20 protein-coding genes are annotated in these 19,947 nt (G+C 57.1%); 9 read left to right on the top strand and 11 right to left on the bottom strand.

Translation table 11 applies throughout. The features are described 5' to 3' along the window. The 4 genes from J1C54_RS15065 to J1C54_RS15050 all read right to left on the bottom strand — a co-directional run. On the bottom strand, positions 1–1,187 hold a 1,187-nt coding region (locus J1C54_RS15065), incomplete at its 3' end, for an acyl-CoA dehydrogenase family protein (RefSeq protein WP_229149514.1). Positions 1,188–1,303: 116 nt separating this feature from the next. Beyond that, entirely contained in the window at positions 1,304–1,972 is a 669-nt protein-coding gene (locus J1C54_RS15060) for a 2-phosphosulfolactate phosphatase (RefSeq protein WP_229149511.1), read from the bottom strand. Position 1,973: 1 nt separating this feature from the next. Next, positions 1,974–2,498 (bottom strand): hypothetical protein, encoded by a 525-nt coding sequence (locus tag J1C54_RS15055; protein WP_229149509.1) that lies wholly within the window; start codon positions 2,496–2,498, stop codon positions 1,974–1,976. Between the two features lie 108 nt (positions 2,499–2,606). Beyond that, positions 2,607–3,377, bottom strand: coding sequence for a ComF family protein (locus tag J1C54_RS15050; RefSeq protein WP_229149507.1), 771 nt, complete (start codon positions 3,375–3,377; stop codon positions 2,607–2,609). A 51-nt stretch (positions 3,378–3,428) separates the two neighbouring features. Here J1C54_RS15050 and bioB point away from each other — a divergent pair, with 51 nt between their 5' ends. Genes bioB through J1C54_RS15030 form a run of 4 tightly spaced genes read left to right on the top strand, consistent with a single transcriptional unit; the run spans position 3,429 to position 7,298 of the window. Then, positions 3,429–4,559, top strand: coding sequence for a biotin synthase BioB (gene bioB, locus J1C54_RS15045; RefSeq protein WP_229149505.1), 1,131 nt, complete (start codon positions 3,429–3,431; stop codon positions 4,557–4,559). Positions 4,560–4,566: 7 nt separating this feature from the next. Then, entirely contained in the window at positions 4,567–5,709 is a 1,143-nt protein-coding gene (gene bioF / locus J1C54_RS15040) for an 8-amino-7-oxononanoate synthase (protein ID WP_229149504.1), read from the top strand. A 6-nt stretch (positions 5,710–5,715) separates the two neighbouring features. After that, the gene (gene bioH / locus J1C54_RS15035; RefSeq protein ID WP_229149502.1) at positions 5,716–6,525 is read left to right on the top strand and encodes a pimeloyl-ACP methyl ester esterase BioH; all 810 of its coding nucleotides are present in this window, start codon (positions 5,716–5,718) and stop codon (positions 6,523–6,525) included. Continuing rightward, complete coding sequence (locus J1C54_RS15030) at positions 6,522–7,298, top strand: methyltransferase domain-containing protein (protein ID WP_229149500.1); 777 nt, start codon at positions 6,522–6,524, stop codon at positions 7,296–7,298. The genes bioH and J1C54_RS15030 overlap by 4 nt, the downstream gene beginning before the upstream one ends. Here J1C54_RS15030 and J1C54_RS15025 read toward each other — a convergent pair whose 3' ends face one another. Further along, positions 7,299–8,288, bottom strand: coding sequence for an AraC family transcriptional regulator (locus J1C54_RS15025; protein WP_229149497.1), 990 nt, complete (start codon positions 8,286–8,288; stop codon positions 7,299–7,301). It abuts the gene before it with no gap. A gap of 94 nt (positions 8,289–8,382) precedes the next feature. Between J1C54_RS15025 and J1C54_RS15020 the strand changes: the two genes are divergently transcribed. The 3 genes from J1C54_RS15020 to J1C54_RS15010 all read left to right on the top strand — a co-directional run bounded on the left by J1C54_RS15020 (position 8,383) and on the right by J1C54_RS15010 (position 11,259). After that, positions 8,383–9,450 carry a fatty acid desaturase gene (locus tag J1C54_RS15020; RefSeq protein ID WP_229149495.1) on the top strand — a complete coding sequence of 356 codons (1,068 nt, stop codon included), beginning with the start codon at positions 8,383–8,385 and terminating at the stop codon, positions 9,448–9,450. A 181-nt stretch (positions 9,451–9,631) separates the two neighbouring features. Further along, positions 9,632–10,792 carry an alpha/beta fold hydrolase gene (locus tag J1C54_RS15015; RefSeq protein ID WP_229149493.1) on the top strand — a complete coding sequence of 387 codons (1,161 nt, stop codon included), beginning with the start codon at positions 9,632–9,634 and terminating at the stop codon, positions 10,790–10,792. After that, a complete protein-coding gene (locus J1C54_RS15010) occupies positions 10,789–11,259 on the top strand; it encodes a flavodoxin family protein (RefSeq protein WP_229149492.1) in 471 nt (156 codons plus the stop codon). Before J1C54_RS15015 ends, J1C54_RS15010 begins: the two co-directional genes overlap by 4 nt. A gap of 38 nt (positions 11,260–11,297) precedes the next feature. Here the strand turns inward: J1C54_RS15010 and J1C54_RS15005 are convergent, their stop codons facing one another. From J1C54_RS15005 to trxC, 5 genes are all read right to left on the bottom strand, one after another. Then, positions 11,298–11,774: a DUF411 domain-containing protein gene (locus J1C54_RS15005; protein WP_229149491.1), complete on the bottom strand. Its 477-nt coding sequence runs from the start codon at positions 11,772–11,774 to the stop codon at positions 11,298–11,300. 15 nt (positions 11,775–11,789) lie between these two features. After that, complete coding sequence (locus J1C54_RS15000; protein WP_229149490.1) at positions 11,790–13,163, bottom strand: multicopper oxidase family protein; 1,374 nt, start codon at positions 13,161–13,163, stop codon at positions 11,790–11,792. Continuing rightward, complete coding sequence (locus J1C54_RS14995) at positions 13,163–14,563, bottom strand: TolC family protein (protein ID WP_229149489.1); 1,401 nt, start codon at positions 14,561–14,563, stop codon at positions 13,163–13,165. The genes J1C54_RS15000 and J1C54_RS14995 overlap by 1 nt, the downstream gene beginning before the upstream one ends. Positions 14,564–14,632: 69 nt before the next feature. Then, the gene (locus J1C54_RS14990) at positions 14,633–15,034 is read right to left on the bottom strand and encodes a hypothetical protein (RefSeq protein WP_229149488.1); all 402 of its coding nucleotides are present in this window, start codon (positions 15,032–15,034) and stop codon (positions 14,633–14,635) included. 34 nt (positions 15,035–15,068) lie between these two features. Then, positions 15,069–15,503 (bottom strand): thioredoxin TrxC, encoded by a 435-nt coding sequence (trxC, locus tag J1C54_RS14985; RefSeq protein WP_229149487.1) that lies wholly within the window; start codon positions 15,501–15,503, stop codon positions 15,069–15,071. 155 nt (positions 15,504–15,658) lie between these two features. Here trxC and J1C54_RS14980 point away from each other — a divergent pair, with 155 nt between their 5' ends. Continuing rightward, positions 15,659–16,633 (top strand): nitronate monooxygenase, encoded by a 975-nt coding sequence (locus J1C54_RS14980; protein WP_229149486.1) that lies wholly within the window; start codon positions 15,659–15,661, stop codon positions 16,631–16,633. 45 nt (positions 16,634–16,678) lie between these two features. On the opposite strand, the gene J1C54_RS14975 is transcribed toward J1C54_RS14980, so the two are convergent. Beyond that, entirely contained in the window at positions 16,679–17,311 is a 633-nt protein-coding gene (locus J1C54_RS14975) for a TetR/AcrR family transcriptional regulator (RefSeq protein ID WP_229149484.1), read from the bottom strand. Positions 17,312–17,503: 192 nt separating this feature from the next. Here J1C54_RS14975 and J1C54_RS14970 point away from each other — a divergent pair. Next, the coding region (locus J1C54_RS14970; RefSeq protein ID WP_229149483.1) for a hypothetical protein at positions 17,504–19,947 on the top strand (2,444 nt) is incomplete at its 3' end.

The raw sequence follows: 19,947 nt of genomic DNA, 5'->3' as shown, positions 1-19,947 counted from the left end.
GCATAGATCTGCAGAATCTTGGCGTCACGCATTAGCTGCTCGACCCGTGATTCGCGCATATAGCCATAGCCACCGTGGATTTGCACCGCTTCGGTGGCCACCTGCATGGCGCTCTGTGCCGCATACAGCTTCATCGCCGAGGCCTCGGCCAGGGTCATCTGCTTGCCGTGGGCCACCGACTCGATATAGCGGAATACCATGTTCTGCAGGTTCATGCGCACCACTTCCATATTGGCGAGCTTGAGCTGGATGAGCTGGTTGTCGCCGATTGGTCGACCGAACTGGACGCGATCTTTCGCATATTGAACGGACAGCTCCATGGCGCGCTCAACCATACCCAGAGCCATCGCAGCGACACCGGCCCGTTCCTGCATAAAAGTGCCTTTGGCGCCAGAACGGCCATAGCCATCTTCACTGCCACCGAGCAGACGTTCTGGACCGCAATGCACATTGGACAGAAATAGTTCACCGGTGGGCGACGAGCCGATACCCATTTTCTTGAACGGTTTTGATTGGGTCAGGCCTTCCATGCCGGAATCAAGAATGAACGACACGATCTTGCGATCCTGTGGTGCTACGCCTTCGTCATCCAGCTTACAGATCAGGATGATGGTGTCGGCGTACGGGCCGTTGGTAATCCACGTTTTCGCTCCGTTAATGATGTAGCCCCCTTTGCCATCACGCTTGGCCAGTGTCTTCATTTGGCCAAAGGCATCAGAGCCGGAGTTTGGTTCGGAGATCGCCCACGCGCCAACCTTCTCCAGTGTCAGTAATGGTAGCGCCCAGCGCTCTTTCTGCTCGATGGTGCCCTTGCCCATGATGGCGCCACCGCCCAGCCCCATGGACACGCCCATGGCGGTGACCAGACCCTGGGCATGCTTGCAGATCTCGATAATCGGGATCATGCGCATGGCGGCCTCTTCGCCGGCCATGGCGTTGTAGCCTTCTTTCTTCTTCTTTTCGTCGACGACTTCACCGGCGGCAATGGCCTTCTCGCGAGCGATCTGTTTGTCGAAGCTGGCCTTTGCCATCACGTCCATGCCGAAGGTTTTGATCAGCTTGCGCAGGATGTCGTAGGGCGGGGTGCCGTTGTATTCAATATCGTCCAGATGCGGCACAACTTCCTTTTCGACAAAGTCGCGCACCATTTTCTGGATCATTTGCTGGGATTCGGACCACTCGATCATATTGCCTCCGGCTGTTCAAACGATCGTTTGAGATGGAAAGGATGGAAGCACGCTGTTCTGTGAAGGGTCAATGACCGGTAGGGACTGGCTAACTTGACGCGCTGCAACAACTGTCGTTAGAGCGGATGGACACTGGGCTGTGGGTCGTAATTAACCTTTAGAGGGCGGGCGCTTGGGTCTTCTGCGGCGGCCATGTGGATGTCGGCGGCACGCAGTCGGGGGTGGCGGCCATCAAGAAACTTTTGCGCGGCACTTGCCTGATGGGTGCGGCGTATCGCTTCGTCGAGACTAATGCCTGTGCCGCCCAGCAAGCCCCGCAGGTACTCTGCGCAGGCAACATCTTCATCGCCGCTCGGGTGAGACGCCACCAGCAGGATGTTGTGATAGTCCTGTTGCAGTAACCAGCGAGCCGTGGCCGCGGCATTGACTAGCGCCGCAACCAGCACCACAGAACTGTTCTGTGCTGCCAGAGTGGCGATGACTCCGTTGGTTGTGCGTTGTACCAGAGTCTTGTCGACAAGGTCTGCCTGACTTATTTCGTAGGGCGAGTTGCCGAAGTCGAAACCGTCGATGGGCAGCGCTTCGATTTCTCCGGCCAGCAGCAATTCGGGGTTCGTCTGCTTACGCCGCAAGGCTTCTTCAGCGGTGGCCACAAGCTGGATTTCGTGGACACCGCCGAGAAAGGCGTAATGGGCGGTGGTGAAGGCCCGGATCACGTCGATGACGACGGTGGCGCCACCTGGGTTGGCGGGTGGGGCGTGCCCCTGACTGATCAGGATCTCCATATCAGAACAGCAGGCCAATGCCCCAAGTGGTGTTATTAAAGATATCTTTGCCCTTGCCGTTGTATTTCTCGCCGGAGACGGTGAAGGTCAGCCGGTCGGCCAGCAGCATTCGGTCTTTGCGCGTGCGGGTATTGCTGAGGAAGTCCACCACGGCGCGGAAGTTGAAGTCCGAGCGCAGGCGAACCAGCCCACCCTCCGAGCCGTAGCCATATTGGAACTGGATGATGCGGCTGAAGCCGACGCCGAAATAGGCATTGGTAAAGCGGGCGTCATAGGCATCCGTCAGGCCCGGATCACCACCACCACCCGGGGCGTTACTGAAACTCTTGGTGGCTACGCCGCCGTTCAGGGCAACGCTGGTGTAATTGGCATCGAAAAACAGCCCAGTACCAATATTCTCTGTGGGATCCACCCGGCCGAAAGACACCACGGTGCCGCGCAAAACATTAACCCCTTTGTACAACTCTTCGGCCAATACCGGCACAGTCAGAGCCATCCCCAGTAGTGCTGCAATTACACGCTTCATTTGCTGTTCTCCTTTTTATAAGGGGCGACGACCGGGGCATTATGCCTGAAATATCAAACGGATCGATCGGTTATCCGGCTCAGAGATGCTGGCATGGGCGTAGCCCGCTCAACAATGATCTGAGTCATCTCCGGTTATGTCGGGAGGCAGCACCCGGCACAGTGCCGCCACTGAAACACTGTGGGCACCTGACTCCAGCAGGGCCTGACTGGCCGCGCCTACCGTGCTGCCGGTGGTGACCACATCGTCGATCAGCAGGATTCGCAGGCCGTCCAGGCGGGCTTTGCTGACAAAGCTGCCGCGCATGGCCGATCGTCGCTGGTTGGCATTGCTGCCCTGCTGATGGTGCTGCGCGGAAGGACGGCGCAACACGTCAGCAAATGGCAGCTTTGCCCTGTCGGCCAGTGCGTTGGCGAGCAGGGCAGTCTGGTTGAAGCCTCGCCGCCACTGGCGTCGCCAGTGCAGTGGTATGGGTACCACCAGATCGACCTCGGGCAGGGTGCAAAGCTGGCTAACCAACAAATGCTGCAAAGGCTGTTGCAGGTGAAGGCGGCCGTGGTGCTTCCAGCCATTGACCAGCCTGGAAAGCGGTTGGCAGTAGAGCATGGGTGCTTGAATGCCGAGATAGGCGGGTGAGCGGTCCAGGCAGCGCGAGCACAGCGGCGCCAGGTCGTCGGCATCCGTGGGCTCGATATTGTCCTCAAGAGGCAGAGCGCAACGGCACAGAGGCCCGGAGAGGCGGGGCAGGTCGTTCAGGCAGCCTTGGCAGAACCCTGAGATGGTGAGAGTGGATTGGCCACAAAGGCAGCAAGGAGACTTGAATTGGTTAAATAACGAGCAAAAGTAAACCTTTGTAGCGTTTGGGACATTGACAGCCATGGTCGGCCCTCCTAGTCTGCGAGCATCCCTGTATTGCTCCGGAGAGCCAGCATGACTGCTGCCGAGTCCACCCTGAAGTCGTCCCCCGCAGCTGCTGATGTACGCCATGACTGGCGTCGCGATGAGATTGACGCCCTGTTTTCCCTGCCGTTCAACGACTTGCTATTCCGTGCGGCGAGCGTGCACCGCCAGCACTTCGACCCCAATGCGGTGCAGGTATCCACCTTGCTGTCGATCAAAACCGGCGCCTGTCCGGAAGACTGCAAATACTGCTCCCAGTCTGGTCATCACAACACCGAGCTGGAAAAAGAAAAGTTGATGGAAGTGCAAAAGGTGCTTGCCGAGGCTCGGGCTGCAAAGGAGAACGGTGCTTCCCGTTTTTGCATGGGTGCCGCCTGGCGCAGCCCCCGTGAAAAAGACATGCCTTACGTGCTCGACATGGTTAAACAGGTCAAGGCCATGGGGCTGGAGACCTGCATGACTCTGGGTATGTTGTCGAAAGATCAGGCCGGCCAGCTGGCCGACGCCGGGCTGGATTACTACAACCACAATCTGGATACCTCGCCGGAATACTACGGCCAGATTATTTCCACCCGTAGTTACAACGACCGCTTGGAAACTCTGGCCCATGTTCGTGATGTGGGCATGAAAGTCTGCGCAGGCGGTATTGTCGGTATGGGCGAAGATCGTCGCGATCGCATCGGCTTGCTGCAGCAGCTGGCCAACCTGCCAGCCCATCCGGAATCCGTGCCGATTAATATGCTAGTCAAGATCAAGGGCACACCGCTGGCGGATGTGGCAGATCTGGATACCTTTGAATTTGTTCGCACCATTGCGGTGGCACGTATCCTGATGCCGCAGTCTTATGTTCGTCTTTCCGCCGGGCGTCAGGAAATGAATGACGAAATGCAGTCGTTATGTTTCTTTGCCGGCGCCAACTCCATTTTCTATGGTGATCGTCTGCTCACCACTGATAACCCGGAGACTGGCCACGATCAGAAGCTGTTTGGTCGTTTGGGTATTCACCCGCTCGACCCGCGCGATGAATGCTCGGATGAGGCGACGGAAGATGCACTGCTCGGTCAGGTGCAGACCGCCCAGTCGGCGCCGTTGTATCACGATGCCATGAGTAGTCGCCAAGCCAAATCTGTCCTTGGCAAGCAGTCTGCTGCCGACGCCTGACGGGACCATGACACAGCCGTTCGATCTCAGCGCCGCGCTGGCGGAGCGCCGTCAGCTGCGGCGTTATCGTCAGCGTTTGGAGCAGCAGGCGCCAGCGGGTCGCGAAGCGCTGGTCGATGGTCAGCGGCTGCTCAATTTCTGTGGCAATGATTATCTTGGTCTGGCAAATCATCCCCAGCTGGTGACAGCTTTCAAGAAGGCGGCGGACGAGTTCGGTGTCGGCAGTGGCGCCTCTCATCTGGTGTGTGGTCATAGTCATTATCATCATGCTTTGGAAGAGCAACTGGCGGCATTCTGCGGCCGACCGCGGGCGTTACTTTTTTCGACCGGCTATATGGCCAACCTTGGTGTTATTCAGGCGTTGGTCGGTAAAGGTGATGCGGTGTTTGAGGATCGCCTCAATCATGCCTCACTGATTGATGGTGGCCTTGCCAGTGGAGCCCGCTTTCGCCGTTATCAACATGTCCATGCGGCCAGTCTGGCAGCGCAGCTTGCTGGTGCGGATGTGCGTCGCAAACTGGTGGTGACGGACGGTGTGTTCAGCATGGATGGCGATGTGGCACCGCTGGCTGAGTTGGCTGATGTGTGCGAACAGCATCAGGCATGGCTAATGGTGGATGATGCCCATGGTTTTGGTGTGCTCGGCGAGCACGGCGGTGGCTGTGTTGCGGCCCAGGGCGTGCAGGCGCGAGTGCCGGTGTTAGTTGGTACCCTTGGCAAGGCGTTTGGCACCTTTGGTGCATTTGTTGCCGGTAGTGACGAATTGATTGAAACCTTGATTCAGTTTGCTCGCCCGTATATCTACACCACGGCTTTACCTGCGGCGGTGGCAGCGGCCACATTGGCCAGCCTGGTGCTGCTACGCGAGGAGCACTGGCGCCGAGAGAAACTGCAAGGGCTGATCGCCCGCTTCCGTCTGGGTGCTGCGCAACGTGGCTTTCAATTGATGGATTCCGCAACACCTATCCAGCCGTTGTTGATTGGTGACGATGGAGAGGCTTTGGCCCTGAGTCAGCGTCTGTTGCAGAGAGGCTTTCTGATTAGCGCAATTCGCCCGCCGACAGTACCGGAAGGCACCGCCCGATTACGGATCACCCTGAGTGCGTCCCATGAGCCTGAAGATATCGACCGTTTGATTGAATCACTGTAGGAATCCATGACTTCACTGGTGCTGTTTCACAATACTTACCGCTGTACGGGGCCAATGGCAGACAAGGCCGCGGACCTCGTTCTGCTGCACGGCTGGGGTCTGCATTCCATTGTCTGGGACGACATTATGCCCGGGCTGCTTGAATATTTTCGCGTCACCGTGATTGACCTGCCGGGCATGGGGCAAAGCCCAATGCCTGCGGGGGATTACACGCTGGACTATCTGGCGCAGCATGTTGGTGAGATCTTGCCACCCCAATGTCACCTGATGGGGTGGTCGCTGGGTGGGCTGGTGGCCCTGCGATTGGCCAGTGAACGTCCGCAACAGGTGTTGTCACTAACCATGGTGGCGGCAACGCCCAAGTTCGTTGCCGCGGGTGATTGGCCCGGTGTTGAGGCCCGTCTTTTTGATCGTTTTATGCAGGTTTTTGACGAAGATGTAGAGGGTACGCTGATACGTTTTCTAGCGCTCAATTGCAAAGATGCCAGTACGGTCCGTGATGACGTTCGCAAGCTGAAGGATATTCTCTATTTCTGCGGTCTGCCTGCGCCGCGTGCATTGCGTGGTGGCTTGGCGGTGCTGCGTGATAGCGACTTGCGCGAAGAGTTGGCGGCATTGTCTTTGCCGCGACTGATGTTGTTTGGTGAGTTTGACAATATTGTTCCTCCGGCAACCGCCGATATGCTTGCCGCCCAGCATGAAGTGTGTGTTTTGAAGGATGTTTCCCATGTGCCTTTCGTGTCGCAGCCTGAGCAATTTATTAATGCCCTGAAGCATGGCTGGCGCACGCTTGGCATTGTTAAGGAATCCTCATGAGCGAGCAGGCCATTGCCCGCGCTTTTGGTCGTGCGGCGCGTAGTTACGACGAGCACGCTGCGGTACAAATTTCTGTGGCCCGCAGTCTTCTCGCTATGTTGCCCGATGACTTCGCTGCGCAGCAGGGGATTGATCTTGGTTGTGGCCCTGCGCCGATGGCGCGAGCGCTTTGTGCGCGTTTGCCGAACTGTCACTGGCTGGGAGTGGATGTCTCTCAGGCGATGCTGGATGAGGCGCACCAGCGAGGTCGTCTGCATGACCGCTATCAACCGGTATGCGCAGATGCTACAGCCTTGCCGCTGGCGGATGGGTCACAGGATATGGTGTTCAGTTCATTCGCCTTGCAGTGGGTTGATGCTGCTGCAGTCACTGCGGAAATAGGCCGCGTGTTGCGCCTTGGCGGCACGCTGATGATGGCGCTGCCGGTGACTGGAACCTTGCGTGAGCTGAAGGATAGTTGGGCGCAGGTCGACGAGCAGGTGCACGTCAATACATTACTTGGCGCACCGCAGTGGTTGCAGCAGCTGGAGCGTCACCAGCTTGCCTGCATTGATGCGCAAACCATCACCGTGACTGAGCATTATCCATCACTTGCCGCCATTGGCCGGATGTTAAAGCTAACCGGCGCCCATCATGTCAGTGGCCGACAGTCCGCTGGACTGCTGTCACCGCGGCGGCGTCGGGCTCTGGAGCAGGCCTACGAGATGAAGCGTGATGACAAGGGTTTGCCACTAACCTGGCAAGTGCTTTTCGTTGTTGCTCGAAAAGTCTGATTAGCGTAGCTGGGTGGGGGATGCTCCATACCATTTTCGAAAGGCTCGTGAAAACGAGCTGACATCAGCAAAGCCGAGCAGAAATGCAAGCTGTGTGATGCTCATGCCTGGCTGTCGCAGGTGTCTTTCCACCAGCACTCGACGGGTGTTCTCGATCAGCTGCTGCCAGGTCAGGTGTTCTTCTTTCAACCGTCGCTGCAGACTGCGCACGCTCATGTTTAGCAGCGATGCCGCATCGGACAGCGCCGGCTCTCCTTCCGGCAAACGATCTTCAATCCAAAGTGATAGCCGAGTGGACAGCGAGCCTCGCTCTGCCTCCGCCAGTCGCTGTGCCAGAGTCGCGTCAAGCATGGCTGCTACCTGAGGGTCGCTGGCGGCAAATTGTAGTTGGCTGGCGTGACGATGAAAGAACAGGGCGAAATGGTCTCCCTGGATTACAGGGCAGCGAAAGTAGCGCGTCATAGCCGCTGCCATCATCGCTGGAATCTGCGGTGTCATTACTTGCACCGGATCCCCCTGTCCGGGCAGGCGAATGCGCACCATGCGCTGAATAATTGCCAGCACAAATAGCAACGCATGGGGATTGGGCTGGGGGCCATCAGCCGGAATCAGGTGCAGGCCAATCTGATTTTCGTCTTCACTGAGCTCAGTGGTTGCCGCGTCACTGATTAGTCGATGAAAGCGGACAATACGATTAAGCACACTACGCAAGTCGCCGCCAGCGGCCAGCGCCAGCCCGAGCGCGCCGAAGGTGGAGTACTCCGCGTGGCGCGCCATATTGATACCAAGCGATGGATCTCCCAACAGGGTTTCACACTCCTCCAGTAGTGCCGCTGTGCTGAGCACCGTGATCTGAGCCTCTGGATTCATGGTGTCTTGCAGGGCAATGCCATGGCGGGAAAATACAGTGGCAGCATCAATGCCCGTGCGTCGTAGCATCGGTGCCAGGGGGCTGAGAAACATGGCGGCGGTACGGCGTTCCGTTGTCATCTGGCATCCTTGGTCAAGCAGCTGGCATGCAGCAGCAAGTGTTGCACACTGATTGCCCGTAGTCTGGCGGCATTCATATTGCCGGAGAATGGTTATGACCAACACACCGAGGCGCGCTACGGCCAATACTGACAAAACCATCCAGCGGGAAATCATTGCGATCAGCGATGACATTCGTAGCCGACATGGCTGGCTGCGCCATCAGGATGCTATCGGGTTCGGTATTTTTACTATCAGTCTTGCAGGTATTGGTATCAATGCCTGGCTATACCTGATCGGAGTTATGCCAGCCTGGGCGGTGATTGTGTTAACCGCATTCTGGACATCGCTGCTGCACGAGCTGGAGCATGATCTGATTCACTGGATGTACTTTAAAAAGAACAAGTTTATCCATCATCTAATGATGCTGGGTGTGTATCTGGCCCGGCCTATTACAATCAATCCATGGGTGCGCCGGCATCTGCATTTTCATCATCACAAGGTATCTGGCACCGCAACCGATCTTGAGGAGCGGGGCATTACCAATGGTGAGAAGTGGGGCCTGCGGCGTTTACTCATGGTTGGCGACCATATGCTGGCCGTTTACCTCCGTGCCAGAGCTTATCTGACAGAGCCACACCGGCTGCTAAAAAAGGGTGTAATCGATAAACAGGACCTGAAGAACCTGCGTCTTATCAGCTTGTTTAGCTACATTCCGGTGGGCAGCACGGTATATCTTATTTGGCACGGATATGTGATCTATCATCTCGCCAACGGGGTTGCCTGGCTGGCCGGCGGATCAATCCCCTGGCCGGTCTGGATTGAAGCACAGATGCCATGGATACACATTTTTGTGGTGACACTGATTGCGCCAAATGTGCTGCGCACTTTCTGCTTGCACTTTATTTCTTCAAACATGCATTACTACGGTGACAATGAGCCTGGTAATGTTGCCCAGCAGTGTCAGGTGCTCAACGTATGGTGGCTGCTGCCACTGCAGGCGTTCTGCTTCAACTTTGGCAGCACTCACGCGATCCACCATTTCGTCGTGCGTGATCCGTTCTACGTTCGACAGATGACGGCAAAGCGCGCCCATGAAGTGCTGCGCAGGAATGGTATCCGTTTCAATGACCTGGGGACCTTCCGCCGGGCCAACCGCTACCATGAGCCCGCCGAGGCCTGATCCCTTACCGATTCAAGTCTTCCCGGGCCCCCTCCCGGGCCGCACAAGCCTGTGCTCCGTTGACCGGTTGGCGCGGGCTTGTGCGGTTATGGCAGCGGCGACAACAGATTTGTCAGTTTCGGCCAGTGACCGAATTCGTTGGCTGGCTACACTGGGCACCCGCTGATCCACGGTGCTCGTTATGCCTAACCTTGCTTTGCATGCCCGCCAGAAAAAACCATCGCTGACACGCCGGGCGCGCCATCTGGCGGACAACGCCCGTGATCGTTTTCTTGATGCGCAGTCTTTGGTGCAGGCTCAGCTGACCCCTTTTGAGGTCATTCATGAGCAGGATATTGTCCGGCTGCGCTACTACCCACCGCTTCAGGAAGACAGCATCAGGGTCAACGGCGAGCAGGTTGCTGTGCGGCCGCAGCCGCTGCCCGTACCACTGGTGCTGGTGGCGCCATTAGCAGTGAATATGTTGATCTATGACCTGTTCCCCGAGCGTTCTTTGGTGCGCTATTTGCGTGCCCGTGGTTTCGAGCTTTACCTGATTGACTGGGGGCGTCCGGGTCGGCGACATGACAGCCTGCACCTGTCGGACTATTACGCCGGCATGATGCCTGGCCTGCTGGAGAAAGTCCGTCAGCATTCTGGCCAGAGAAAGCTGTCGCTGCATGGATGGAGTTTTGGCGGCTTATTCTCGCTGTGTTACACCGCACTCGGCGATCCTGATATTGAAAATCTGGCATTGATCGGTGCGCCGCTGGATTACCACCGTAATGGTGCGCTGGGTCGCCAGTATCAGTTTTTAAGCCGTCAAGTACGGGCCTTGGAAAAGCGCACGGGCCTGCGTGTTCATCGAACCAGCAAACGTTTGTGGCGCTCGCCGGGCTGGATGAATAGCTTGATGTTCAAGCTCACCAACCCGGTCGGCAGCATGCAGGGCTATGTGGATCTGCTGAAGAATTTGCATAACCGCGAATACGTTAAGACACATGCAACTCAGGGAGCTTTCCTTGATGACATGGTGGCCTATCCCGGCGGCGTGGTGCAGGACATCATCCAGTTTCTCTGGGTTGATAATGTGCTTGCCCATAACCGTTTGCCGCAGTTGGAAAGCAAGCAGGGTTTTGACGGCGTAAAGGCCAGTCTGTTGCTGGTGACTGGTCGTGATGACCCTATAGTTACCGAGCAATGCTCAATGCCGATCATGGATCTGGTGAGCAGCGAAGATAAAACTCACCTGCGCGTGCCCGGCGGTCATGTGGCCATTCTTGGTGGTAGTGGCGCACCGCAGGCAATCTGGCCACAGGTGGCGGACTGGCTGGAGGCGCGGTCTGTTACACTGACCCTATGATTAAAAAACGCCTGCTTATTGTTGCTCACGCGCCTTCTGATAATACCCGTACTTTAGCGGAGGCGGCCTTGCGCGGTGCATGCCACCCGGACCTGAGCGGTAGTATTGAAGCTATCTGGAAGCCGCCGCTGGAAACCCAGCCTGAAGATGTGCTCGGTGCCGATGCAATTTTGCTCGGTACCACAGAAAATCTGGCCTATATGGCCGGCGCCATGAAGGATTTTTTCGACCGCTGTTACTATCCGGTACTAGAGAAAAAGCAGGGCCTGCCTTGTGCTGTCTATATTCGTGCCGGTCACGATGGCACGGGCACGAAAAAGGCACTGGAAACTATTCTCACCGGACTGCGTTGGAAGCTGGTGCAGGACATGCTTATTTGTCGCGGTGATTGGCAGAATGAATTTACTGGCCAATGTGAAGAGTTGGCCTTGACCCTTGCCGCAGGCCTCGACGCCGGCATTTATTAGCAGGCTATGGCCAGGCCGGCGGCATGGTCAGTCAGTCCTCAGGGGTGGCGAGAAAACACCTCGGTGTTGCCGTCTTCATCAAAGCTGAGTACCTCGTAGGGGTCAATGCGCTCCCCCATCTCCATGCCTGGCGAGCCCACTGGCATTCCCGGCACGCTCAGGCCACGAACAAACGGGCGTTCCTTTAGCAGTCGCTCGATATCCTCCGCCGGTACGTGGCCTTCAATGATATAGCCGTCGACCATGGCGGTGTGGCAGGAGGCCATTTTGTTCGGTAGCGCCAAGCGATGTTTAATCATGGCAACATCATTTTGCGCATGGCTGCGGACCGGGAAGCCATATTGCTCCAGATGGTTGACCCATTTCGTGCAGCAACCGCAAGTGGGGCTATGCCATACGGTGATTTCGGCAAGGGACTCCGCCAGCGTGGTTGTAGGTGTCGCAGAGAATAGGGCGGCTAGCAATGCCATCAGCAAAGGTGACTTGCGGATCAAGTGGTTGATCGATGTGCGCATAGTGGTGCTCCTGATTCAGTGATGATCGTGAGGGTTCTTTCGTGATGGTGTCGGCAAGGCCTCGCTGCGTTTGCTGGCCGGTGTGCCGCGTCGCGCCGGGCTGCCGTAATCGGGGCTGCTGCTAATTCGGCGTGCTACCGTGCCGCTGGGGTGCTGGTACCAGCCCGGGTCGCTAAAATCACCGGGAGCCATATCATCCCGGGCTTTTACCAGGGTGAACATGCCGCCCATTTCTATATTTCCGAATTGGCCCTTGCCCATCATCATGGGCAGCGTGTTGTCCGGGCCGCGCATATGGCCACTGTCGGTATGCTCCTGATGCTCGGCCATGCCATGCTCGCCCATGGCCATATATCCCGGTAGTAGCTTGCGAATTTCACTTTCAATTCCCGACTGGTCAACGCCGAGTGTATTGGGAATGTCATGACCCATGGCATTCATGGTGTGGTGCGACATATGGCAATGAAATGCCCAGTCGCCGGGAACCGCAATGAATTCAATATCACGGGCCTGACCGACGCCAACAATTTCGGTAACTTCGCTGCGCCACTGATTTTTCAGCCAGCGCCCGCCATCGCTGCCAGTGACATGAAACTGCACACCATGCAGATGAATCGGATGATTCCACATGGACAGGTTGCCTATGCGAATACGCACTCGCTCGCCGGTTTTAGCCACCAGTGAATCGATGGCTGGAAATACTTTTGAGTTCATTGTCCACAGGTCGAACTCCTGCATTACCGCTGGGTCAGGGCGCGACGTTCCCGGGTGCATGGCCCAGTTATGCAACAAGATAGCGTAGTCACGATCCACTGGGTCAGCCTCGCCATGTTTCGGGTGAATGATAAACATACCCATCATTCCCATGGCCAGTTGCACCATTTCATCCGCGTGGGGGTGGTACATATGGGTGCCATGTTGTTGCAGGGTAAATTCATAGACGAAAGTTTCGCCCGGCTGAATGGCAGGTTGGGTAACGCCAGAGACGCCGTCCATACCAGCAGGCAGAATCAGGCCGTGCCAATGGATACTGGTATGTTCCGGCAAACGATTGGTGACAAAAATGCGCACCCGATCGCCTTCCACCGCTTCCAGGGTTGGGCCCGGTGTGGTGCCGTTGTAGCCCCAGCATTTTGCTTTTGAGCCGGGGGCAAATTCGTGCTCGATTTCTTCAGCAACCAGATGAAATTCTTTCACGCCATCGACCATCTTATGGGGTAGCGTCCAGCCATTCGGTGTATGCACTGGCATATATCCCTGACCGGTACGTTTCCCGGCAGTGGCTTCGCCATTGTTGTGTTGCACATGGCCGGACTCAGCCAGCGCTTTGGTAATGGCCGCAGCGGGAAGCATGGCGCCAGCGGCAAACAAAAAGTCTCTGCGGTTCATCAGTGATGTCCTCTGTGCGGATCGTCCTGTACCGGTATGCTGGCGGGGTTAGCGGGGGCAACGGCGGTGATATCAAAGCTGTCGCCGCCATGACTCGTCGTGGCCTGACCAAGCAAGCGAGCCAGTTCCACTTGCTGCTGCCAGTAGTTGGCCAGAGAGTTAACCTGGTCAATCCAGCCATCCAGCTCGTCCGCCTTGCTTTCGAGTAAATCGAAGACGCCGTCGAGCATAAAGTTGACTCGCTTCTGCCGGGCATCCACCTCTGCAGCAAGCGCTGGCAGGAGTCGCTGCTGGCGACTGGTAATAGCCGCATGTAGCTGTTGCAGTCTGTTCAGCTGAGTACGGATCTTCACTGGCAGTTGCTGGCGCAGCATGGCTTCCTCCGCGTCCAGCAGTTCCTGCTGCGCGGCGAGAGCCTGCAAGGTGCCGCGGCTGCGATGCCAGAGTGGCAAACGGAAGCCAAGCGTCGGCCCGGTGGCGCGCTCGTCACCGCTGCGATCGTGCTCAATGCCGACTTCGGCATCGTCGAGCCAGCGCTGACGTTGCTCGCCGCCCAGTTGTTGTTGCAGTCCGGACTTGCGCTGGCGGATCTGCTGCAGTGCCGGGTGGTGCTCCAGGACGTCGGCAATAATGGCATCTGCGTCCGCGTGGTGACTAACGGGTAAGGGCAGGGCGGCACTGACCTGCCAATCGTCATGCGCTAGCGCCAGCCACACTGCCAGTTCGCTACGTGCCTGATCGCGTTCGCGTTCGGCCTGTAGCATGGCGAGTTCCGCCTCAGCACCACGCCGTGCCAGCTGGGCTCGTTCAAGTGGCGTAATATTACCTGCGGCGGCAAAGCGCTCGCCGAGCTGATCAGCCCAAAGTGCGGTATTACTGGCCCAACGTTGCAACTGCAGCCGTTGCTCCGCTGCAGCAACGGCATACCAGGCTGCTTCGCTTTCCAGAGCCAGTGATTGCAGTGACTCGGCCAGAGTCAGCACCGCCAGTTCATATTCTGCTTCCGCCATGCGTCTTCGCGCTGGTCGTAGCATTACCCCGGCCAGGCTTTGGCTGAGTCCAATGCTGAACTCGCTTCCACCACTACTGACATCCAGCCACGACAGTGAAAGGCTCGGATTGACTAACTCGCTGGCACGGACCACATCGGCACTTGCGATTTCCAGCCTGGCATATTCAGCGCGCATCGCAGGGTGATTTAGCAGCGTGGCCTGCACCGCCTGCTGGCGAGATAGTTCACCACGGAATTCACTGGCGGTTTGGCTAACCGTCAGGCCGCGTTGCGCCAGCAGGTCATGGGCCTGCTGCTCTCCATGCTGCGGTGGATTGACCGCGCAGCCAGTGATGACCAAGGTCAACAGCACCAGCGTAAGGCGGCCGGTACGACTTGATAAATTCATGTTTTTTACACTCCCACAGCCAACAGATTCCCGCGCAAAAGGCGCAGGCCGGTGGACCCCAACGGGTCATCAGGCGCTGGCTGGTGTGGGCGGTCTTAGCAGGGGAGTCGGGTGGGAAAGCAGCAGGTCAGCCGCATAGGGTAGTTCCGGGGTGATGTGGCTTACGGCAGAGCGTATATCAGTGATCGATGCCGGCATTGCCACCGCAGCACAGGCAGCAAGACAGGCAAGATCGCAGTTTTCACAGTCTTGCTCGGCATCTGCAGTTGCCGAGATGGCAGCGGTCATTGCTGCCCGGTGATCGTGATGTTCGGCAGACGCCATAGGCTGATGAACATGGCTGTCTGAAGTTGCTGCAGTGGCTGTAGCAGCCACGGGTACGGCCGCCATTTGCCCGCAGCCAAGATGCTGCGCCGCCGCAAGCGGCGCAGACAGAATCATTAGCAAGGCGAGGAGCAGTCGCATAGTCATGGGTAAATCCTAGCACACCGGTGTGGCTGCCGAGTCAACGAATATGTTGCTGCACCCACTGCACCAAGGCATTCCCCGGCAGGGCACCGGACATACGGTCCACTTCCTTGCCATTACGGAACAGGATCAGGGTTGGAATGCTGCGGATGGCAAAGCGCTGCGCCAATGACTGTTCGGATTCGGTGTTGATCTTGGCCAGTCGCACCTGTGGCTCCAGTACTCCGGCGGCCTGCTCGAACACTGGGGCAAACTGCTTGCATGGCCCACACCAGGGCGCCCAGAAATCTACTAGCAGGGGCAGGTCCGCCTGGGCATGGCTATCAAAGTTTTGCCCGGTTAACACGACGGGGTGCCGGTCAAACAGGTCGCCCTTGCAGCGACCGCACTTGCCGCCTGCTGCCAGTTTGTCTGCGGGCACACGGTTCTTGCTGTGGCAGTGCGGGCAAGTAACGACGACAGGGTTGGTCATGGCAGCTCTCCGTTGGTGTAGCTGTTAAATGGGGATGAAACTACCTCACACAAGGCCATGCATTGATGTGGCGCAACGGCGTGGCTGCAAAGTGCAGAAGCTGTCTGGAAAATGCATACTTCGGAGTATTGTTTTCTGACCAATGAGGGGCTTCTGTGTCTTTTTCAATGCGAGATAAGCTTTTGCAACAGCTTGGCATCGAGGTGCCGGTGATTTGTGGGCCCATGTATCCTGGTTCCAATCCGGAGTTGGTGGCCGCTGTGTCTGAGGCCGGTGGCATGGGGGTGGTCCAGCCGATCTCTATGACCCATATTTACAAACATGATTTTCGCGAAGGCCTGCGCCTGATCAAGTCACTCACCGATAAGCCGTTCGGTGTCAATTTCACCTTAATGGATGGCGTTAAGGTCTACGAGCAGCGTAATCGCCAGTGGATGGAGATCGCCATTGAAGAAGGGGTGAAGTTCTTCCTCACTTCACTGGGCAATCCCAAGCCCATTGTGAAGGTGGCGCGGGAGCACGGTATTACTGTTTACCATGATGTCACTACCCGCTCGTTCGCGCAGAAGGCGGTGGATGCCGGGGTTGATGGTCTTAACTGCGTCAACAATCGCGCCGGCGGTCAGACCGGGCAAGTTTCCCCAGAGCAGATACTCGAGGAGCTTGGCGATCTTGCCGTGCCGCTGGTGTGTGCCGGTGGGGTGGGCGATGAACATGATTTCAAACGCATGCTGGATGCGGGCTATGCGGGAGTGCAATTGGGAACCCGGTTTCTGGCTACCACGGAGTGTCAGGTGCCGGATGATTACAAGCAGGCCATTGTCGATCACGGAGAGGATGATATCGTCTGGACCAACAAGCTGGCGGGCACTTTTTCGTCGGTGATTCGCACCCCGGACATGGAAAAGCTCGGTTTGCGCACCGGTCCTATCACTAGCCGTTTGTTGAAGAACCGCAGGACAAAGAAACTCACTCGCATGCTGCTATTACTGCGCTCTACCCAGCGTTACAAAAAAGTGGCGTTAAATCCCGGGTATGCCCAGTACTGGCAGGCGGGCAAGGGCATCGGCCATATTCAGGCGGTGGAGTCCGCTGGAGATGTGGTGCGGCGTTTTGCTGGCGAACTTTGAGCCAGGCAGGCGACCGCGAGTCGGACACTCCCTTGCTGGTAATGGTTATCGAATTAGTATCTTCACCAGCGTGTCGATAAGAGCTGTCTCTGCTGCTTCAGCATTGGCGGGCCGGCCAAAGGCCTGTTCCGCGCTGAAGTAGCCGAAAAGCGTGCTCTGTACCAGTGTGGCCAGTACTGCGGGGTCGGCACTGACCATGTCTCCTCGCTGTATGCGGCCGGCATAACTGCGTGCCACGGTTTCAGTGGCATCCAGAACAAAAGCCGCGCGCAGGCGACTGATAAGCGCCGGGAAGTGGTCCGCTGCGCGATTGAGCAGGTTGATCAGCGCAGTGTTCTCCCGCAGGCCGCGCAGGGTCAGGCGGAACTGCAGGGTCAAGGCCTCACGGACGTCCTGGCCGGGGTCGTCCAAAGCGCCTTGCTCCCGGGCCCGTCGCGTTTGCGCTTTTTCTATTTCCTGTTCAATTAGCGCCTCAAGTAGTGCTCCCTTATCGGGAAAGTGACGGTAGAAACTGCCACTGCCGGCCTTAAGTCCCACTGCCTCTTCCAGCTCGCTGACGGTGACGCCTTCCACGCCCTTCTGCGCAAACAGCACCAAGCCAGCGTCCAGCAGCTTTTGCCGGGTTTTTCCCCGGGACTTGCTGGCCGGCCTGCTGTTCGCTAAACGGCGTGCTGTCATCGCTGTGTCCTGTATTGGTTTTGCAAGTTGGCATTAGACGATACGGCGCTGACCCACTCAATCAATCGATATGCCGTTCAGGCCATTATGCAAGACAAGGCTTGCATTTGCACTTGCATGCAAGAATAGTCTTGCATGTCTGAAAAAAAGACACTAATACCAAATACTTAGACGAATAAAACGGGGTGTGGGATGACAGGGTATGCGTCGGGTCGACAGTTGCTGTGGACAAAGCTTGTGGTGGGGCTGGGTGGCCTGGTTCTGGTTATGGACGCATTGGGTATGTCCCGGGTGCCACCTCCGCCGCCGCCAGCGCGGCCCGAGCCGCCGCTGATCATGCGTGATGTGGCGCGCATAGATGACCAGTTCCGCTTCACTAGCCCGATGATTCCCGGCAATCGCACCACCATGGATGGCCGGGTGGCACTGGTAGCTGAAGGCGGTGCCGGGCGAGAGGAAAGCCCGATCCTGCGCAATATGCTGTTTTCGCTACACGTGCCCGAGCGCGTCACCAGCCCGATCATGACTGGCCCGGCGGGTGCCCAGATATTGAATACCAATAAGCCAGTAATGGTGCCGGTGCCACGGCGTATTCCCGCAGGCCTGCCGGTGGTGAACTACAACTACCATCACACCATCTGTGATGCCTCGCCGGAGTTTTTCTCTCCCGGCGAGAAGCCCAATCCTTACGTTTGTGGAGCAGATGGAAAGAACGATTGCTATGACGTCACCATTATCACTTCCACCAGCATAGTGCTGACCACTTCGCTATGGGGCACTCCTGCCACCATTGAGGTGGCTAACCCGAAAACCGTGGATGCCCGAATTGTCGACGTGACTCTGGGTGACACCGTGCGCGGCGCCACCCTGCATAGCTCGCCGAATCTGAACGAGCCGGTGGTGACGGAAGATGGACGACTGCTGACTGGCCGCCGGGGTGGTTTTGCGCGCCTCTGGACCAACCCGAATACCGGCCACACCGGTATCTATGGGCACGACTTGGTGTACTCGGTGTTGCCGGATGATGCGCAGCCCTGTGATGTTACTGGCTGGAATGATTTTCATCCGATTTCCCATGCGCCCTATGACCCCAATATGGTTGGCCGGTACGGGCTGGCAAGCTATCCATTCCGCGATACGGAAGGAAACTACATTGCCGACGGTGCCGATATGGGTGGTACCTATCCCTGGGTAGATCGTCAGGGTGATAACGTATTTATGTCCGGCATGGGTGGCCGGCTAAGCGAGGAAGATCAAAGCCGATACCCGCGTCGTTGCGCTCAAGCTGGTGCTAACTGTGATAGCTACGACCAGCCCAAGGATTATGATCGTGGCCAGATGATTGGTGGAGCCTGGACCCATGGCAAGTTTGTTTTGCTCGATGCCGAGATCAACCATGTGGACTGGGCGGTTGCTGTTGCACCTCAGGGCCACTACAACGTGGATCTATATCGTGATGCGGCGGGTTCGGATGTCTCGGTGCGTGTTGGTGGCGGCCGTTTTGTTATGCCGTTGCGCAAGGATATGGTGCCCAACTACCCAGCGGGCTACTCGTTTAACGCCAACATTCTCGACTCCGTGCAGAATATTTTTAATTACCACCAAAACCTTAAAACCATCACCCCTCAGGATGTGGTGTGGCTGATGAGTAGCGGCGTGGCTACTGACGAAGTTTCCTTCGATGACTATCAGTATCCCGATGCATTTATTGTGTCGAGCATGCAAGCGTCTATTACTCAGGGTCCGGTGAACGTGAACAGTGGGCGCACACCGCACTATCGTGATGGCAATGGTCGCAACCTGCTTCAGGGTATTGTGCCACTTCGTAATATCTACAACGGTGAATTCGAAGACATGCATATCCAGAATGCATCGACCAGTCTGGAGTGGCGAGTACCCTCCTATGGTCGGGTGACAGCGAAGAACGGCCGCATCGAGCCCGTTGGTCTGGGTGGCATAAAGGGTAAAGGATTCTGGTTGGACGGCAGCAATCACATTACTTATGCGGTGCCAAATCAGCGCGATAAAGTAATTAGCAATCACCCCTGGTACATCAGTGTGTTTGTCGATCCGCGTCTGGCAGCAAACGAAGGCCGTCCGGTGACGCTAGTGAAGTTTCCCGACAATACGGAAATCCGTGTGGTGGCGACAGCGGGCAGTGTTCGTCGGGTGCAGTATGTGCAGAACGGCAGTCTGGTTGCTGACATCAATGTGTTTGCCAAGCCAGGCTGGCGTCATCTGGCATGGCAGCTGGAGCCTGGCAATCGCAGCGTAACCATGCTGGTGGACGGCTTTGCTCAGCATCGTCAGTCGTTCTCCGCGCCGCTGTTCCAAATGCAGCGCGGTGACCTTGTGCTTGGCGGTACTGGCGCAGCTGACAGATCATTCCGTGGCTGGATTGACGAGTTTAAAGTGCTGGCGCAGAAGCCAAATCCAGAAGTGGCGTGTAATCATGCCCATGGAACCATGGTTGCCGTTGATAACAACAGCAGCTGGCTGGGAGTGGCCGGCCGCTATCCTTCCTGGGCTCACAATCAGGTTGGTGAGACGCTCAACTCCGGGTTGGCCGCCTCTAGCCAGTATGCCTGCTTTACTAACTATACCCGCGACTTTGGCGCGCACTTGGCCAATATCCC

The sequence above is a fragment of the Alcanivorax sp. 1008 genome (assembly GCF_020667895.1).
Taxonomy (GTDB): Bacteria; Pseudomonadota; Gammaproteobacteria; order Pseudomonadales; family Alcanivoracaceae; genus PGZG01.
This window is presented reverse-complemented; position numbering and strand designations above follow the sequence as displayed.

Bases quoted from the DNA above. Each gene is read 5' to 3' on its own strand.
- bioB (WP_229149505.1), top strand. From the start codon at position 3,429: ATGACTGCTGCCGAGTCCACCCTGAAGTCGTCCCCCGCAGCTGCTGAT.
- J1C54_RS15025 (WP_229149497.1), bottom strand. From the start codon at position 8,288: ATGACAACGGAACGCCGTACCGCCGCCATGTTTCTCAGCCCCCTGGCA.
- J1C54_RS14975 (WP_229149484.1), bottom strand. From the start codon at position 17,311: ATGACAGCACGCCGTTTAGCGAACAGCAGGCCGGCCAGCAAGTCCCGG.
- J1C54_RS14995 (WP_229149489.1), bottom strand. From the start codon at position 14,563: ATGAATTTATCAAGTCGTACCGGCCGCCTTACGCTGGTGCTGTTGACC.
- J1C54_RS15005 (WP_229149491.1), bottom strand. From the start codon at position 11,774: ATGCGCACATCGATCAACCACTTGATCCGCAAGTCACCTTTGCTGATG.
- J1C54_RS15050 (WP_229149507.1), bottom strand. From the start codon at position 3,377: ATGGCTGTCAATGTCCCAAACGCTACAAAGGTTTACTTTTGCTCGTTA.
- J1C54_RS15020 (WP_229149495.1), top strand. From the start codon at position 8,383: ATGACCAACACACCGAGGCGCGCTACGGCCAATACTGACAAAACCATC.
- J1C54_RS15010 (WP_229149492.1), top strand. From the start codon at position 10,789: ATGATTAAAAAACGCCTGCTTATTGTTGCTCACGCGCCTTCTGATAAT.
- J1C54_RS15000 (WP_229149490.1), bottom strand. From the start codon at position 13,163: ATGAACCGCAGAGACTTTTTGTTTGCCGCTGGCGCCATGCTTCCCGCT.
- J1C54_RS15015 (WP_229149493.1), top strand. From the start codon at position 9,632: ATGCCTAACCTTGCTTTGCATGCCCGCCAGAAAAAACCATCGCTGACA.
- bioH (WP_229149502.1), top strand. From the start codon at position 5,716: ATGACTTCACTGGTGCTGTTTCACAATACTTACCGCTGTACGGGGCCA.
- J1C54_RS15060 (WP_229149511.1), bottom strand. From the start codon at position 1,972: ATGGAGATCCTGATCAGTCAGGGGCACGCCCCACCCGCCAACCCAGGT.
- J1C54_RS14990 (WP_229149488.1), bottom strand. From the start codon at position 15,034: ATGACTATGCGACTGCTCCTCGCCTTGCTAATGATTCTGTCTGCGCCG.
- bioF (WP_229149504.1), top strand. From the start codon at position 4,567: ATGACACAGCCGTTCGATCTCAGCGCCGCGCTGGCGGAGCGCCGTCAG.
- trxC (WP_229149487.1), bottom strand. From the start codon at position 15,503: ATGACCAACCCTGTCGTCGTTACTTGCCCGCACTGCCACAGCAAGAAC.
- J1C54_RS15055 (WP_229149509.1), bottom strand. From the start codon at position 2,498: ATGAAGCGTGTAATTGCAGCACTACTGGGGATGGCTCTGACTGTGCCG.
- J1C54_RS15030 (WP_229149500.1), top strand. From the start codon at position 6,522: ATGAGCGAGCAGGCCATTGCCCGCGCTTTTGGTCGTGCGGCGCGTAGT.